Genomic DNA, 15,894 nt, shown 5'->3' on the forward strand with positions numbered 1-15,894 from the left:
GCAAACACGCAAAAAAGGCGGCCGCATCGCTGCGACCGCCCTCTTTTGCTTGCGCGACCGCGCTCAGGCGGCGGTGCGGAACTTGTCGGCAGCGACCGCGACGCGATTCTGGAGCGGCTTGGCGACATCGCCCGCCAGCTTCAGCGTTGCTTCGGTCGAGCGCGACGCTTCCTTGACCATCGCGTCGAACGAGGTGCGGAAGTAATCGGCCTGGAGCTGAAGCGCCTCGGTCGGCGACTTCACCGACGCCAGCGTCTGGACGAGGTGCGCGGTGCTCTCGTAGCGGGCACGCGCGAACGCGGCCGCGTCCTGACCGAACGATTCGATTGCCTGCGCGGCGATGCGGCTCGATTCGACCAGCGCCTCAACATTGCCCTTGCCGAATTCGGCCATGTCCTCGGCAACCTTGCGGCTCTTGTCGAGCGCGACGCGCGCCTGCTCGCCGACGTTGTTGAACGCCGCGCGGCCCTGCTCCTGCGCCTTGTCGGCGAAGGCCTTGGCCTGGTCCTGCGCCTTGTCGGCGAACGTCGTGACGGTATCGGTCATGGTCGTGTCCTTCGGTTCCAATGGCGCTGCCGGAGCAGCCACTTCGGGTTGGGTTGGGGTTGCGGGTTCTTCGAGCACGGGCGCCGGTGCGGCGGGTGTTGCGACGGGCGTCTCCACCGCGACGACCGGGGTCGGCTCCTCGACGGCCGTCGGCGCGGCGAGGATTGCGGGCACCTCGGGCTCGGCGGGGAGCGGCGGAAGCACGGGCTTGGTCGACACCGGTGGCTTTGCAGCGACGCGCGGACGCCCCTTGGCCGCTCCGCTCGTCTTCCTGCCCTCTACCTTGCCGGTCTCGCCCACCATCGTGCCCGCTCCGTTATTTGCTGCGGCGCACAATAGCTATTCGACGCGCGAGTCGCAAGTCTATTGTGCGGTGCAGCATGTAATGTCAGCGCGTGCGGACGTAACTGCCCGGCGCGTCCTCGATCGCCGGCAAAGCGCCCTGCCCCGGCACCCGCGCGCCCTCCACGGCGACAGTCGCCGGTGCTCGGTCGCGCAACCACGCCGCCCAGTCGCCCCACCAGCTTCCCTTCACCTCGCGCGCGGTCGCGACGAAGTCGTCGAGCGTGTCGGCGGGCTGCTCGCTGATCCAATGCTGGTATTTGCCGGCGGCCGGCGGGTTCACGACGCCTGCGATATGGCCCGATCCGGCGAGCACGAAGCGCACGGGGCCGTGCAGATGCTCGGTCAGCTTCCAGACGCTCTCCGCGGGCGCGATATGATCCTCGCGCCCCGCCTGCACATAGGCGGGCGTCTCGACCGTCGTCAGATCGAGCGGCACGCCGCCGACGGTCATCGCGCCGGGCTGGACCAGCAGATTGTCGCGGTACAGATCGGTCAGATAGGCGAGGTGCCATTTGGCGGGCAGATTGGTGACATCGCCGTTCCAGTGGAGCAGGTCGAACGGCACATAATCCTTGCCGAGCAGATAGTTGTTGGTGACGTAATTCCAGATCAGGTCGCGCCCGCGCAGCAGGTTGAAGGTGGCGGCGAGATAGCGGCCGTCCAGAAATCCCTTCGGGCTGAGCGTCGCGATAAGCTTGAGCTGTTCGTCGTCGACGAAGTAGAGCAACTCGCCCGCCTTCGTGAAGTCGACCTGCGCGGTCAGGAAGGTCGCGCTCGCCACCTTGTCGGCCTGCTCCTTCGCGGCGAGCCACGCCAGCGTCGCGGCGAGCGTCGTGCCCGCGACGCAATAGCCGACCGTGTGCACCGCCGATACGTCGAGCAGTTCGCGGACGGTATCGATCGCCTCGACCTGCGCGGCGACATAATCGTCCCACATTACTTCGGCCATCGACGCGTCCGCCGACTTCCACGACACCATGAACACGGTGATGCCCTGCTCGACCGCCCAGCGGATGAAGCTCTTCTCCGGCGTCAGGTCGAGGATGTAGAAGCGGTTGATCCACGGCGGGAAGATCAGCAGCGGAGTCGCCAGCACGGTATCGGTGGTCGGCGCATATTGGATCAGCTCGTAGAGGTCGGTGCGCTTGACGACCTTGCCTGGCGTCGCGGCGAGATTGCGCCCGACCTCGAAGGCAGTCCCGTCGGTGTGCGTCAACTGGCCGCGCCCGATGTCGGACAACATGTTGGTGAGCCCGGTGAGCAGGTTCTGGCCGCGCGTCTCAATCGTCTTCTCGATCACTTCCGGGTTCGTCACCGCGAAGTTCGACGGGCTCATCGCATCGACGAAGCCGGCGGTGGCGAACTTGAGTTGCGCGCGCGTCCGCTCGTCGACGCCCTCGAGCGCATCGACCCCGCGCAGCATGTGGTCGGCGATCAGCGCATAGCTCTGCCGCATCCAGTCGAACGCCGGGTTGCTGCGCCAGGCGGGGTTGGCGAAGCGGCGATCCTTCTCCTTCGGCTGCTCTTCCTCGGGCGCGGCGGGGGCGGTGAAACGCTGCCACATCGCGAGGTAATCGCTCCAGAAATCGCGCGTCTGTTCCGCGAGGGTTTCGGGCGGCGCGAGCGGGACGCCGGCCTCCAGCATCATTTGCTGCGCACGCCCCATCAGCCAGGTCCAATGCTGAAGATCGGCAAGATCGGGTTGCGCAGTCTTCGGCGCGGCGGCGGGCTCGGTCATGCGGGATCCTCTCTCTCGGCTGCCGTAACGTAACGACGTTGCAGCGCGAAGTCAGGTCCACGGCTTTTTGTTGCGCGGGGTGCCCGGCGCACGTGAATGGCTGTATAGCCGGCGCCGCAAAGGAGTATCCGCCCCGTGTCCGACGAATTCTACCGCATGAAGCGCCTGCCGCCCTATGTTATCGCCGAAGTCAATGCGATGCGGGCACAGGCGCGTGCGGGCGGCGAGGACATCATCGATCTCGGCATGGGCAACCCCGACCTGCCGCCCCCCGATCACGTCATCGCCAAGCTGGTCGAGGTGGCGCAGAAGCCGACCGCACATGGCTATTCGCAGTCGCGCGGGATACCGGGGCTGCGGCGCGCGCAGGCCAATTACTACGGACGCCGCTTCGGGGTCGACGTGGATCCCGAGACCGAGGTCGTGGTGACGATGGGGTCGAAGGAAGGGCTGGCGAGCCTCGCCACCGCGATCACCGCGCCGGGCGACGTGGTGCTCGCGCCCAACCCGAGCTACCCGATCCACACCTTCGGGTTCATCATCGCCGGCGCGACGATCCGCGCGGTGCCGACGACGCCCGACGAGTATTATTTCGAGAGCCTGCAACGCGCGATGGAGTTCACGATCCCGCGCCCGAGCGTGCTGGTCGTCAATTACCCGTCAAATCCGACCGCTGAGACCGTCGACCTCGCCTTCTACGAGCGGCTGGTGGCGTGGGCACGCGAGAACGAGGTGTGGATCCTGTCCGACCTCGCTTATTCGGAGCTGTATTTCGACGGCAAGCCGACGGTCTCGATCCTGCAGGTACCGGGCGCGAAGGACGTCGCGATCGAGTTCACCAGCCTGTCGAAGACCTATTCGATGGCCGGGTGGCGGATCGGCTTCGCGGTCGGCAACAAAAAGCTGATCGCGGCAATGACGCGGGTGAAGTCGTATCTCGATTACGGCGCGTTCACGCCCGTCCAGGCGGCAGCGTGTGCGGCGCTCAACGGGCCGCAGGACATCGTCGAGAAGAACCGCCAGCTCTATCACAAGCGCCGCGACGTGCTGGTCGAAAGCTTCGGGCGCGCGGGGTGGGACATCCCTGCCCCGCCCGCGAGCATGTTCGCCTGGGCCCCCTTGCCGCCGGCGTTGAAGCATCTCGGGTCGCTGGAATTCTCCAAGCAATTGCTGACCCACGCCAAGGTCGCGGTCGCGCCGGGGGTCGGCTACGGCGAGAATGGCGAAGGCTATGTGCGGATCGCGATGGTCGAGAACGAGCAGCGGCTGCGGCAGGCGGCGCGCAACGTGAAGCGGTATCTGCAGAGCATGGGGGTGAATACGCCGGGTAAGGTCGCAGGGTAAGCTTGCGGGGTTCGTCGTCCCGGACGTGATTCGGGGCGGCTGCTTCGGTTGGGCGCGACAACCCACCCACGTTCGTGGAGCGGTTCACGCGGTGGGTGGGGAGCACCGGTGGCCACGAACGGCCGTCATTGCGAGCGTAGCGACGCAATCCAGAGCCGGATCAGGACGCCCTAGATTACTTCGCTATGCTCGCAATGACGGCCGCCGCACGAACACGAAAAAGGCCGGCCGCTCCACGAGCGACCGGCCTTTTTCATCGACATCGAAGCGACGGGATCAGCCGTCGTAATCGGCACCGAGGTTCTGGTTGCGCGGCGGCGCGACGGCGGTGAGGCGCAGCGCCTCGGCCGAGGCGGCGAGGCTGCCGATCGCGTCAGCCTCTTCCTCGTCGTCGATCTGGACGCGCTGGAGGCTCTGCACCACCGATTCGTGCAGATCCTTCGGTCGTACGGTCTCCTCGGCGATCTCGCGCAGCGCGACGACCGGGTTCTTGTCGCGATCACGATCGATCGTCAGTTCGGCTCCGCCCGACACCTGCCGCGCGCGCTGGGCGGCGAGCAGGACCAGGTCGAAACGGTTCGGGATCTTGTCGACGCAATCCTCGACAGTGACGCGCGCCATCCGCGTATCCTCTAATCGCTAAACTCAGGGAAGCTGGAGCAGGTACGCGGTGGACGGCGATCCGTCAAGGAAAGGCTGCGCTTGCCGGGCGGCGGCGCAGTCGCCATCTGCGGGACCATGGAGGAAGCCGCCCCGCAACCTGTGTTTACGGTCGACGGCAACCGGCTGACCCTGCTCGACACGGGGCCGCGGCGACTCGAGGCGGTGCTGGCGCTGATCGACGGCGCGCGGCACTCGCTGCGCGTCCTCTATTACATCTATGCCGACGACACGACCGGGCGCCGCGTCAACGCCGCGCTGATCGCGGCAGCGCAGCGCGGGGTCGCGGTCAAGCTGATCGTCGACGGCTTCGGGAGCGAGGGCGACGCGTTCTTCGATCCGCTGCGCGACGCGGGCGTGTCGGTATGCCGCTTCTCACCGCGCGTCGGGCGGCGCTATCTGTTGCGCAATCACCAGAAGCTGGCGCTCGCCGATGCCGAGGATGCGGCGAAGATCATCATCGGTGGCTTCAACATCGAGGACGATTATTTCGGCACGCCCAAGCAACAGGCGTGGCGCGACCTAGGATTGCTGGTCGAGGGACCGGCGGCAGCGCGGATGGCGGGCTATTTCGACGCGCTGGAAGACGGCATCCACCATGGCGGCAAGATCCGGCGGCTCAACAAGGCGCTGGCGCAATGGAGCGAGCGCGAGGGGCGGCTGCGCTGGTTGATCGGTGGGCCGACGCGCCACCTGTCGCCCTGGGCGCGCGCGATCCGTGCCGACATGCGCCACGCCAAGCGGATCGACATCATCGCGGGCTATTTCACCCCGAGCCCGACCGTGCTGCGGCGGCTGGATCGCGCCGGCAAGCGGGCGGCGGCGGTGCGGGTCGTCACCGCATCGCGCTCCGACAACAACGTCACGATCGCGGCGTCGCGCTTCACTTACGCCGGGCTGTTGCGAAAGGGCGTGCGGATCTGGGAATATGCCGCGACCAAGCTGCATACCAAATTGTACGTGGTCGATGACGCGACCTGGATCGGCAGCGCCAATTTCGACATGCGCAGCCTGTTCATCAACCTGGAGCTGATGCTGCGGATCGAGGATGCGGCGTTCGCCGAGCATGTCCGCGGTTATGTCGATGGCGAGATCGCGCAGTCGAACGAGGTGACGGTCGATGCTTACCGCGAAGCGACCGGGTGGTGGCAGCGGAGCAAGCAGTTCGTGGCGTACCTGCTGACCGCGGTGGCCGATCCGGCGATCTCGCGCGGGCTGAACTTCGGGATCGACGAGTAGCGCTTTGCGTCATTCGTCAGAAGGTGCTGACGGTCACTCCACCGCCAGCGCTTCCTCTTCCTGCTCCTGCGCCTGTCGCGCCCACATCTCCGCATAGAGCCCGCCCTCAGCCAGCAACGCCGCATGCGTGCCGCGCTCCACGACGCGACCGGCTTCCAGCACGACGATCTGGTCGGCGTTGACGATCGTCGACAACCGGTGCGCGATCACGATCGTGGTGCGACCGCGCTCGATCGCCTCCAGCGTTTCCATGATCTCGGCCTCGGTGCGGCTGTCGAGCGCGCTAGTCGCCTCGTCGAGGATCAGGATCGGCGGGTCCTTGAGCAACGTGCGCGCAATCGCCACGCGCTGTTTCTCGCCGCCCGACAGCTTCAGCCCGCGTTCGCCGACGCGCGTGGCATAACCGTCCGGCTGACGCTCGATGAAGCCGGCGATCGCCGCGCCGCGTGCTGCCTGCTCGATCGCGGCCTGATCGGCGTCGGCGCGACCGTAAGCGATGTTGTAGCCGATCGTATCGTTGAACAGCACCGTGTCCTGCGGGACGATCCCGATCGCGGCGCGCAAGGATGGCTGCGCGACCCTGGCAATGTCCTGCAAGTCGATCGTGATTCGCCCGCTGCTGACGTCGTAGAAGCGGTACATCAGCCGCGCGAGCGTCGACTTGCCCGCCCCCGAAGGACCGACCACCGCGCAGGTGGTGCCGGCAGGCACGTCGAGGTCGATACCCTTCAGGATCGGCATCCCGGCGTCATAGCCGAACATCACGTTCTCGAACCGCACCGCACCGCGCGACACCAGCAACGCCGGCGCGCCGGGGGTGTCCACCACTTCGGACGGCGTGTCGATCAGGTCGAACATCGCGCCCATGTCGATCGCGCCCTGCCGGATCGTGCGATAGACCATCCCGAGCAGGTCGAGCGGGCGGAACAGCTGCGAGAGCAGGGTCGAGACCAGCACCACCTCGCCCGCGGTGAAGCGGCCCTGGCTCCAGCCGTAGGCGATCCACGCCATCCCGCCGCCGAGCATCGCATTGGTGATCGCGGCCTGCCCGATGTTGAGCCAGGCAAGGCTGTTCTCGCTGACGACCGCCGCATCGGCATAGGCGCGCATCGCACGGTCGTAGCGCTGCGCCTCGCGCTCCTCGGCGCCGAAATATTTGACGGTTTCGAAGTTCAGCAGCGAGTCGACCGCGTGTGCGACCGCGCCGGTGTCGAGGTCGTTCATCCGCTCGCGCAACGCCGAACGCCAATCGGTGACGAGCCGCGTGAACCAGATGTAGAGCGCGACCATCGCGACGGTGCCCGCAACCAGCTGCCACCCGAACTTCACCCAGAAGATGCCGAGCACCAAGGTCAGTTCGAGCACGGTCGGCGCGATGTTGAACAGCAGGAAATAGAGCATCGTGTCGATGCTCTTGGTGCCGCGCTCGACCACCTTGGTGACCGCGCCGGTGCGGCGTTCGAGGTGGAAGCGCAACGAGAGCTGGTGGAGGTGGCGGAAGACGCGCGCCGCCAGCCGGCGGGTCGCCTCCTGCCCGACGCGCTCGAACACGGTGTTGCGCAGATTGTCGAACAGCGTCGTGCCGAACCGCGCCGCGGCATAGCCGACCACCAGCAGCACGACGAACGATAGCGGTGTGGTCGGCACCGACATGCCGTCGACCGCGCCCTGCAATGCGAACGGCGCGCCATAGACCTGCACCAGCTTCGACAGGACGACCAGCACCATCGCCCCGACCACGCGCACCTTCATCCCCGGCGCGTCGGCGGGCCAGAGGTCGGGCAGGAAGCGGCGGAGCGTCGGCAGCAGCGGGCGCTCGGCGGCGGAGGAGGTCGATCTGTCGGGGGGCATGGGTGACCAAGGATGTCGTGCGCGACGGCACGCGCGTCAACCGTCCCGCCACGGGACGCGGGCGAAGATCGGAACGAGCCGGGAGCGTACTCGTTTTATCCGCGAAGGGAAGACGACATGGAAGCAGCGTTCTTCGTCATGGCAATCATGGGGTGCGGCGACGCCGCCAGTGCCTGCGCCACCGCCCGCGTCGAGCCGGCGCATTATGCGACGGTCCAGCAATGCCAGGCGGCGATGGCGGACGTGCTCGCGCGAAATAACGACCTCGATTACCCGGTCGTCAGCGCTGCGTGCCAGCGCAACGGTGCGCAGATGGTCGAGCGGGGTTCGGTGAAGGCCAAGGGGTAACTTTGCCCGTCTTCGTCATCGCTGCCTTCTTTAGCCACCACCGCCTAAGTCATCCCCGCGTAGGCGGGGATCCAGAACCTCTGACCTCTCGCTTCTATCGATCCACCTGCGCGTCTGGATTTCCGCCTTCGCGGAAATGACGGTTGGAATGGCAGAACGACGGTTGGAGTGGTGGAATGACGGTCAGGTTGGCGGGAACGACAGTCAGGGCTGCGCCCGCACCGCCGTCACGAAATAATCTAGCGCGGTGGAGCCGCCCAGGGTGAAGCCGCTCGCCCCCACCGACACGCCGGTGACGTCGGTGACCTCCAACCCCGCATCTTCGATCATCGCCGACAATTCCTCGGGCGTCAGGAACTTGTCCCAATCGTGCGTTCCGCGCGGGATCTGGCCGAGCCGCTCCGCGCCTTCAACCAGCGCGAGGCGCGACCACCATGTGCGGTTGGGCGTGCTCATCACCAGCAGCCCGCCGGGGGCGACCGCCGCCGCCAAGCCAGCGACGAACGCGCGGGCATCGGCGACATGCTCGACGACCTCAAGCGAGCAGACCAGATCGAACGTCTCGCCCGCCACCGCCTCGACCCCGCCCGCGCGATAGTCGATCACCAGCCCGCGGCCCTCGGCATGGACCTGTGCGACCGCGATGCTTTCCGCCGCCGCGTCGACCGCCGTCACGGCGCCGCCCATTCGCGCCAGCGGCTCGGCGAGCAGCCCCGCCCCGCACCCCATGTCGAGCGCGCTCTTGCCCGCCAGCGGCGCGAAGCTGCGGTCGTCGAGGTCCCAATGGCGGTCGATCGCGCCGCGCAGGTAGCGCAGCCGCACCGGGTTGAGCCGGTGAAGCATCGCGGACGAACCGTTCGGATCCCACCATTCCGCCGCCAGCTTGCCGAAATGTACCGCCTCGCGATCCACCACCGAGGCGTGGGGGGCGGCGGGAATGGTTGCGGTTGTTACGCTTGCGTCGGTCATGCCCGCTTCCTATCAGGACGCCCCTCTCATCCCAAGGCGTTTGGATACGGCATTGGCGCGCATCGTCATGAAATTCGGCGGCACCTCGATGGCGGGGATCGAGCGGATTCGCTCGGTCGCCGCGCGGGTGAAACGCGAGGCGGCCGCCGGCAATCAGGTCGCGGTGGTCGTATCGGCGATGGCGGGCGAGACCGACCGGCTGGTCGGATTCTGCCGCGAAGCCTCGCCGCTGTACGACCCGCGCGAATATGACGTCGTGGTCGCCGCGGGCGAGCAGATCACCAGCGGGTTGCTCGCGATCGCGCTTCAGGCGATCGGCGTCCCGGCGCGTTCGTGGCTGGGGTGGCAATTGCCGATCAACACCGACGAGGCGTTCGCCAAGGCGCGGATCGGGACGATCGACACGCAGGCGCTCGATGCCAGCCTGGCGGCGGGCGAGGTCGCGGTGATCCCCGGCTTCCAGGGCGTCACCGCGGACGGGCGGATCACGACGCTGGGGCGTGGCGGGTCCGACACGTCGGCGGTGGCGATGGCGGCGGCGATGAAGGCCGATCGCTGCGACATCTACACCGACGTCGATGGCGTCTACACCACCGACCCGCGGATCGTGCCGCGCGCGCGCAAACTCGCCAAGGTGACCTATGAAGAGATGCTGGAACTCGCCAGCGTCGGTGCCAAGGTACTCCAGACCCGCTCGGTCGGGCTGGCGATGAAGGAAAAGGTCCGCGTTCAGGTGCTGTCGTCGTTCACCGGCGAGGACGCTCCGATGGCGGACACATTGCCCGGAACGATGATCGTGGGCGAAGAGGAGGCAGCCTCCAAGGAGAATGGGGACGTGGAACGACAGCTCATCACCGGCATCGCGCACGACAAGAACGAGGCGAAGATCACGCTGACCAGCGTGCCCGACAAGCCCGGCTCGGTCGCGAGCATCTTCGAACCGCTGGCAGCGGCGAACATCAACGTCGACATGATCATCCAGAACATCGCGCACCGCAGCTCCTCCACCAACGGCGCCAGCAGCAGCGCGACCGACGTGACCTTCACGGTGCCGGCCGCCGATCTGCCGCGCTCGATCGAGGCGCTCAATCAGGCGCGCGAGACGATCGGCTTCGGCGAGCTGATCCACGACATGCGCGTCGCGAAGATCAGCGTCGTCGGGGTCGGGATGCGCAGCCATGCCGGCGTCGCCAGTTCGATGTTCACGACGCTGGGCGCGCGCGGGATCAACATCCAGGCGATCTCGACCAGCGAGATCAAGGTATCGGTGTTGATCCACGAGGACGAGACCGAGCTGGCGGTGCGCGTGCTGCACACGGCTTACGGGCTGGACGCCGAAGAGGCGGCGTGAGGTCGGGCGGGTAATCGCGCTGATTTAGAGCGATACCGCCTGTATCCATCGTCATGCCGGCGAAGGCGGCGTTCCAGCGCCGTTGGGGTTTCGGCTCAAACGATAACCTGCGCGTCTGGATTCCCGCCTGCGCGGGAAGGACGAGAGGCGTGGCTACGCCGGCCCGGGTGTTTCAATCCTGTCCGCCGACCTCGCCCGCGACCTGTGCGTCGGGGATGCGGGTGCGTTCCGCCTGGAAGCCGAGCGTCGCGCGACCGCGCGCGGTGCCGGCGACATCGGCGATCAGGTACAGCGGGCGGCGCTTCGCCTCGATATACAGGCGGCCGAGATATTCGCCGATCATCCCCAGCACGAACATCTGGATCGACGACAGCACGACCACGACGAGCATCGTCGAGGTCCAGCCCTGCACATGGTCGCCGACGAAATAGCCCCAACCGATATAGACCAGCAGCAGCATCGAACAGGCCGCCAGCACCACCGACAAATGGCTCGCCCAGCGCAGCGGCGCGGTCGAGAAGCCGGTGACCGCATCCAGCGCCAGCCGCACCATCTTGCCGAGCGGGTAATTGGTCTCGCCCGCATGGCGTTCGGCGCGGTCATAGGGGAACGGCACCTGGCGGAACCCGACCCACGCCACCATCCCGCGGATGAAACGCGCCTGTTCCGGTAGCGCGAGGAAGGCGTCGAGCGCCCGGCGCGTCATCAATCGGAAGTCGCCGGTGTCGAGCGGGATCGCCGTGTCGGTGACGCGGTCGAGCACGCGGTAGAAAGCGGCGGCCGTCGCCTTCTTGAACAACGTCTCGCCCTCGCGCTTGCGCCGCACCGCGTAGACGACATCGGCCTGCTCACGCGCCATCGCCAGCCGCATGTCGGCCAGCAGCTCGGGCGGGTCCTGCAGATCGGCGTCGATGATGAGGATCTGCTCGCCCGCGCACAGGTCGAGCCCGGCGGTCAGCGCGAGTTGATGCCCGTGATTGCGCGACAGGTTGATCGCCACCACGCGCGGGTCCTCGGCGGACAGCCGCTGCATCGCCGCCCAGCTGTTGTCGCGCGAGCCGTCGTTGACCAGCACGATCTCGTGATCGTCGCCCACCGCCGCGCGCGCCGCCGCCGAGACGCGCGCGTGGAGCAGCGGCAAGGTAGCCTCTTCGTTATAACAGGGAACGACGACCGAAAGCGCGGGACGATGCATGGGCCCCGCGTCTAAACGAAGCTTATCCGCGCGTCACGATCTTTACCAAACGCCCCGGCGTCAATTGTGCTTCATCTTCGATCGCATTGAGCGTCATGAAGCGATCGCGTTGCAGGCTGTCGTACGCCATCTGCCGCGCCAGCGAGTCGATCGTGTCGCCGCGCTTGACGGTGACGACGCGGATGCGCTTGCCCGAGCCCTTCTCGTCATAGGCGAGCCCATCGAGTTGGCGGAGGAAGGTCGTATCCTGCGGCGGTTCGGTGAGCGGGCGGCCGGTCGCCTTGGCGAGCGCCGCCGCACGCCGCACGCGATCGGCGCTGTTGGGGTGGGTCGAGGCCCAGCCCGGCGCCTGCTGCCCGCCCTTGCCGCCGACCTCGGCCTGCAACTGGCTCTGCGCCTCGAGCTGCGCGAGCATGTCGGCGGCGGCATAGGGATCGTAGCCGGCAGCGGTGATGTACTTCACGCCCAGACCGTCGGCGGCATATTCCTGATCGCGGCCGTATTTCAGCACATAGAGCTGCGCCCCGCCGCGTGCCGCCGTCCCGACCAACTGCCCGGCGGCACTGTTGCCCGCGGCGGCACCGACCACCGCGGCCAGCACACCGCCGATCGTCGCGCGCTGGTTGCGCGACGCCGAATGGCGTGCCGCGACATGGCCGACCTCATGCCCCATCACCGACGCCAGTTCCGCTTCGCTGTTCATCAGCGCCAGCAATTGCCGCGTGACGTAGATATAGCCGCCGGGGATCGCGAAGGCGTTCTCGATAGGGGAATCGAGCAAGGTGACGATGAAGTCTCCCTGTGCATTCGACAGGCCGGATTGCACCGCGACGCGCTTGCCGACCCGCTCGACATATACCGCCTGTGGACCCGAATATTTGCCGCCGAACTGGGTCAGCAACTCCGGGTTCGCGCGCGCACCCAGCGCCTTGTCGTTGGCTGAGATCGACTGCGCTGCGACCGGCACCGCGGTTGTCGCCAGCGCCGTGGCGAGCAGCATGGATCGTAACATGTATGATTCCTCCCTCAGCGAGAAAATGCGGGAGCATCGCGAGAGTTTCAACCGCGCGCCGGGCCCGTGCGGGGTCAGCGCACCGTCTGGCCCACGATCTGGCGTGCGCGTTTGGCGAAGGCGGCGAGCAATCGGTCCTTCTCGCTGGCGTCCTTGTCGGCGCGGGCCGCGATCGTCGGGCAATAAGCGACGACCAGATAATTGGCGATCGCATCGGTGCTGGCGGTCGGATGACGGCCATGAATCACGGCCGCGGTGGTCGCGATCGCATTTTCGTCGCCATCGCCGAGCAGCGCGGCTGTGGCGCGTTGCTGGTCGGCCGTCTCGCGCAGGTCGCCGGGGCCGCCTGCCTGGACGGTCGGGCAGGTCATCGTCGCCTGCTGACCGCACGCCGCCAGCATCGTCAGCGCCAGTAACGCGGCGCATCCGCGCGCCCGCTTGTCCATCGCCATTTCATTCCTCCCGAAGTAAAGGGGCCGCCGCAGGGCGGCCCCCTTGTGGCGATCAGCGAGCGGCCTTCATCGCCGCCTTCACCGTGGCGCCGAAGTGATTGCCCGGCTGCGCCTTGCACTGCGCGACGACGACCGGGATGATGCTTTCGACACCATCAACGGTCACGGTCGGATGCGGCTTGCCCTTCGGACCATAATTGGCGGCATAGACCACCGCCTTGGGTCGATAGCTTTCGTCGAGCGCATTGAAGTCACGGCACGACACGGTTTCGAGCTTCTTGTGACTCTTGAACAATGCGATGCCGTCGACGCCATCCGGTTCGGGTACCTGGGCCTGCTCGACGACTTGCGGCGTGCTTTGTGCAGAGCAAGCGGTGGCAGCAACAGCGATGAGAAGCGCCCCGAACGAAGCAGCGATCTTTTTCATGATACGTCCCTTCCTCTTTCGTAGCCATCTCTCGAATGGCGCGGCGGGAACGACGAAAGGACGATGCTGGTTTCCGTTACGATCGTGAACTATCGGCCATCGTCTGGTTAAGTGGCGAGCATCGCATTGAAAATTGGGATCTTTGCCCATACTCAAAATGGCGTGCGGCGTAGTCGGCGGATGTGGCGTGGATCGTGGAAGCGCTCAGACCCGCTCGGCCGCATTCACCGCATCGGCGGCGCGGAGCGCGGAGAGCAGCCGCATCAACTGGTGCGCGTCATGCACCTCGACGTCGATCACGTTGGTGTGGAATTGCGTGTCGCGGTTGTCGAGCCGCAGGTTGATGATGTTCGCCTTGTGCTGCCCGATGATCGTGGCGAGCATTCCGAGCGCGCCGGGCTGGTTGCGCACCTCGACCGAGATGCGCGCGGTCGCCCCCTCGGTGGCGTGGCCCCATTGCACGTCGATCCAGTCGGTTTCGTCCTCGCTGCGCTCCGCCAGATCGGCGAGCACGCGGCAGTCGATCGCGTGAACCTCGATCGAAGCGTCCGGGCGGCGCAAGCCGACGATGCGGTCGCCCGGCACCGGATGGCAGCAGTCGGCGAGTTCATAGGCGACGCCCGGCGCGAGCCCCTCGATCGAGATCGCGCTCGATTGCGGCGGCGCATGGGCGACATCGGCGCCCGCCGAGCCCGGCATCAGCGCCTCCATCACCTCACCGTCGGTGAACGTACGCCGCGCGATCGCCTGCATCAGCGCGGCCTCGTCGGCGAGCTTCAACCGCTTCAGCGCCTCGTCGATCGCGTGATCGGCAAGCGTCGTGGGCAGCCGCTGGACGATGTCGTCGTACAGCTTGCGGCCCAGCGCGATCGTCTGTTCGCGCTCCTCGTTGCGCAGGTGGCGGCGAATCGCGGCAAGCGCCTTGGCGGTGATCGCGACCTTCAGCCACGCCGGCTGCGGCACCTGCGCCTTGGAACGCAGCACCTGCACTTGATCGCCGTTCTCCAGCACGGTCGACAACGGTACGACGCGTCCATTGACCTTCGCACCGACCGCCTGGTCGCCGAGATCAGTGTGGACCGCATAAGCGAAGTCGATCGGCGTCGCGCCCTTCGGTAGCTGGATCAGCTCGCCTTTCGGCGTGAAGGCGAAGATGCGATCCTGATACATCGCAATACGGGTGTGTTCGAGCAGCTCCTCGGGCGTCTCGGCGGTATCGAGGATTTCGACGAGATCCTTGATCCAGTCCTGCTGCTGGTCGGGGCGGACCGGATGCGCGCCGACCGACTGCTTGTACGCCCAATGCGCTGCAAGCCCGAACTCGGCCTCGGCATGCATGTCGGGGGTGCGGATCTGGATCTCGATGCGGCGGTTCTCGGCGTGGATCACGCTGGTGTGGAGCGAGCGATAGCCGTTGCGCTTCGGCGTGGAGATATAATCCTTGAACCGTCCCGGCACCGCCGGCCAGCGGCGATGGATAAGGCCGAGCGCGCGGTAGCAATCCTCGATCGTCGGAACGATGGCGCGGAACGCCATGATGTCCGACAGTTGCTCGAAGCTGATGTGGCGCTCCTGCATCTTGCGCCAGATCGAATAGGGATGCTTCTCGCGCCCCGACACCTGCGCCTCAACCCCGCCGCGGCCGATCAGCAGCTTGAGCCCCGAGCCGATCTTGGCGATCCGGTCGCCGCCCGATCCCTCCTTGAGCTGCTCCAGCCGCTTGGTGATCGACTCATACGCCTCGGGTTCGAGCTGTGCGAAGGCGAGCGTCTGCATCTCCTTCATGAACTCGTACATGCCGATCCGCTCGGCGAGCGGGGCATAGATGTCCATCGTCTCCTTGGCGATGCGGCGGCGCTTCTCCGGCTTGGGGATGAAGTGCAGCGTACGCATGTTGTGGAGCCGGTCGGCCAGCTTCACCAGCAGCACGCGGATGTCGCCCGACATCGCCATCAGGAACTTGCGCAGGTTTTCGGCGGCGCGCTCGTTCTCGGTTTGCGCCTCGATCTTGCTCAGCTTGGTCACGCCGTCGACCAGCCGCGCGATGTTCGCGCCGAAGATCCGCTCGATCTCCTCGGAAGTCGCGACGGTATCCTCGACCGTGTCGTGAAGGATCGCAGTGGCGATCGTCTCGTCGTCGAGATGCAATTCGGTTAGGATGCCCGCCACCTCGATCGGGTGGCTGAAATAGGGATCTCCGTTGGCGCGCTTCTGGGTCCCGTGCGCATTGACCGAGAAGACATAGGCGCGGTTGAGCATCGCCTCATTGGCGTCGGGGTCGTAATCGAGGACCCGGTCGATCAGTTCATATTGTCTCAACACAGGTTGAGGATGGGGTCGATTACGGCCGCAATGCAACAATTCACTGTAGAAAAATGCCGCCACGCCGTGCGGCGTGGCGTTTGGGCATCGCTTTT

The 15,894-nt window shown here is 66.5% G+C and carries 14 protein-coding genes; 4 read left to right on the forward strand and 10 right to left on the reverse strand.

What is annotated here, in order from left to right:
* Positions 1 to 63 precede the first annotated feature (63 nt).
* On the reverse strand, positions 64 to 849 hold the full coding sequence (locus QP166_RS16520) for a phasin family protein (RefSeq protein ID WP_333916898.1): 786 nt from the start codon (positions 847 to 849) through the stop codon (positions 64 to 66).
* A gap of 85 nt (positions 850 to 934) precedes the next feature.
* Positions 935 to 2,629, reverse strand: a complete 1,695-nt coding sequence (locus QP166_RS16525) for a PHA/PHB synthase family protein (RefSeq protein WP_333916899.1) — start codon at positions 2,627 to 2,629, stop codon at positions 935 to 937.
* 135 nt (positions 2,630 to 2,764) lie between these two features.
* On the opposite strand from QP166_RS16525, the gene QP166_RS16530 reads away from it, so the two are divergent.
* Positions 2,765 to 3,973 (forward strand): LL-diaminopimelate aminotransferase, encoded by a 1,209-nt coding sequence (locus QP166_RS16530; RefSeq protein WP_333916900.1) that lies wholly within the window; start codon positions 2,765 to 2,767, stop codon positions 3,971 to 3,973.
* A 276-nt stretch (positions 3,974 to 4,249) separates the two neighbouring features.
* Here QP166_RS16530 and rpoZ read toward each other — a convergent pair whose 3' ends face one another.
* Positions 4,250 to 4,594, reverse strand: a complete 345-nt coding sequence (gene rpoZ / locus QP166_RS16535; protein WP_022687961.1) for a DNA-directed RNA polymerase subunit omega — start codon at positions 4,592 to 4,594, stop codon at positions 4,250 to 4,252.
* A 117-nt stretch (positions 4,595 to 4,711) separates the two neighbouring features.
* Here rpoZ and QP166_RS16540 point away from each other — a divergent pair, with 117 nt between their 5' ends.
* Positions 4,712 to 5,872, forward strand: coding sequence for a phospholipase D-like domain-containing protein (locus tag QP166_RS16540; protein ID WP_333917368.1), 1,161 nt, complete (start codon positions 4,712 to 4,714; stop codon positions 5,870 to 5,872).
* A gap of 33 nt (positions 5,873 to 5,905) precedes the next feature.
* On the opposite strand, the gene QP166_RS16545 is transcribed toward QP166_RS16540, so the two are convergent.
* The gene (locus tag QP166_RS16545; protein ID WP_333916901.1) at positions 5,906 to 7,723 is read right to left on the reverse strand and encodes an ABCB family ABC transporter ATP-binding protein/permease; all 1,818 of its coding nucleotides are present in this window, start codon (positions 7,721 to 7,723) and stop codon (positions 5,906 to 5,908) included.
* Positions 7,724 to 7,840: 117 nt separating this feature from the next.
* On the opposite strand from QP166_RS16545, the gene QP166_RS16550 reads away from it, so the two are divergent.
* Complete coding sequence (locus tag QP166_RS16550; protein ID WP_333916902.1) at positions 7,841 to 8,071, forward strand: hypothetical protein; 231 nt, start codon at positions 7,841 to 7,843, stop codon at positions 8,069 to 8,071.
* Positions 8,072 to 8,275: 204 nt separating this feature from the next.
* Here the strand turns inward: QP166_RS16550 and ubiG are convergent, their stop codons facing one another.
* Positions 8,276 to 9,040, reverse strand: coding sequence for a bifunctional 2-polyprenyl-6-hydroxyphenol methylase/3-demethylubiquinol 3-O-methyltransferase UbiG (gene ubiG, locus QP166_RS16555; RefSeq protein WP_333916903.1), 765 nt, complete (start codon positions 9,038 to 9,040; stop codon positions 8,276 to 8,278).
* A 52-nt stretch (positions 9,041 to 9,092) separates the two neighbouring features.
* Between ubiG and QP166_RS16560 the strand changes: the two genes are divergently transcribed.
* A complete protein-coding gene (locus tag QP166_RS16560) occupies positions 9,093 to 10,391 on the forward strand; it encodes an aspartate kinase (RefSeq protein ID WP_333916904.1) in 1,299 nt (432 codons plus the stop codon).
* A gap of 172 nt (positions 10,392 to 10,563) precedes the next feature.
* Here QP166_RS16560 and QP166_RS16565 read toward each other — a convergent pair whose 3' ends face one another.
* The 5 genes from QP166_RS16565 to QP166_RS16585 all read right to left on the reverse strand — a co-directional run bounded on the left by QP166_RS16565 (position 10,564) and on the right by QP166_RS16585 (position 15,799).
* Positions 10,564 to 11,586, reverse strand: coding sequence for a glycosyltransferase family 2 protein (locus QP166_RS16565; RefSeq protein ID WP_333916905.1), 1,023 nt, complete (start codon positions 11,584 to 11,586; stop codon positions 10,564 to 10,566).
* A 22-nt stretch (positions 11,587 to 11,608) separates the two neighbouring features.
* Positions 11,609 to 12,598, reverse strand: coding sequence for a M48 family metalloprotease (locus tag QP166_RS16570; protein WP_333916906.1), 990 nt, complete (start codon positions 12,596 to 12,598; stop codon positions 11,609 to 11,611).
* 74 nt (positions 12,599 to 12,672) lie between these two features.
* Positions 12,673 to 13,044 (reverse strand): hypothetical protein, encoded by a 372-nt coding sequence (locus QP166_RS16575; RefSeq protein WP_333916907.1) that lies wholly within the window; start codon positions 13,042 to 13,044, stop codon positions 12,673 to 12,675.
* A gap of 58 nt (positions 13,045 to 13,102) precedes the next feature.
* On the reverse strand, positions 13,103 to 13,477 hold the full coding sequence (locus QP166_RS16580) for an HdeA/HdeB family chaperone (protein ID WP_333916908.1): 375 nt from the start codon (positions 13,475 to 13,477) through the stop codon (positions 13,103 to 13,105).
* Positions 13,478 to 13,681: 204 nt separating this feature from the next.
* The gene (locus QP166_RS16585; protein WP_333916909.1) at positions 13,682 to 15,799 is read right to left on the reverse strand and encodes a RelA/SpoT family protein; all 2,118 of its coding nucleotides are present in this window, start codon (positions 15,797 to 15,799) and stop codon (positions 13,682 to 13,684) included.
* Between the last annotated feature and the right edge of the window lie 95 nt (positions 15,800 to 15,894).

The sequence above is a fragment of the Sphingomonas sp. LR60 genome (assembly GCF_036855935.1).
In the GTDB taxonomy this organism is placed as follows: domain Bacteria; phylum Pseudomonadota; class Alphaproteobacteria; order Sphingomonadales; family Sphingomonadaceae; genus Sphingomonas.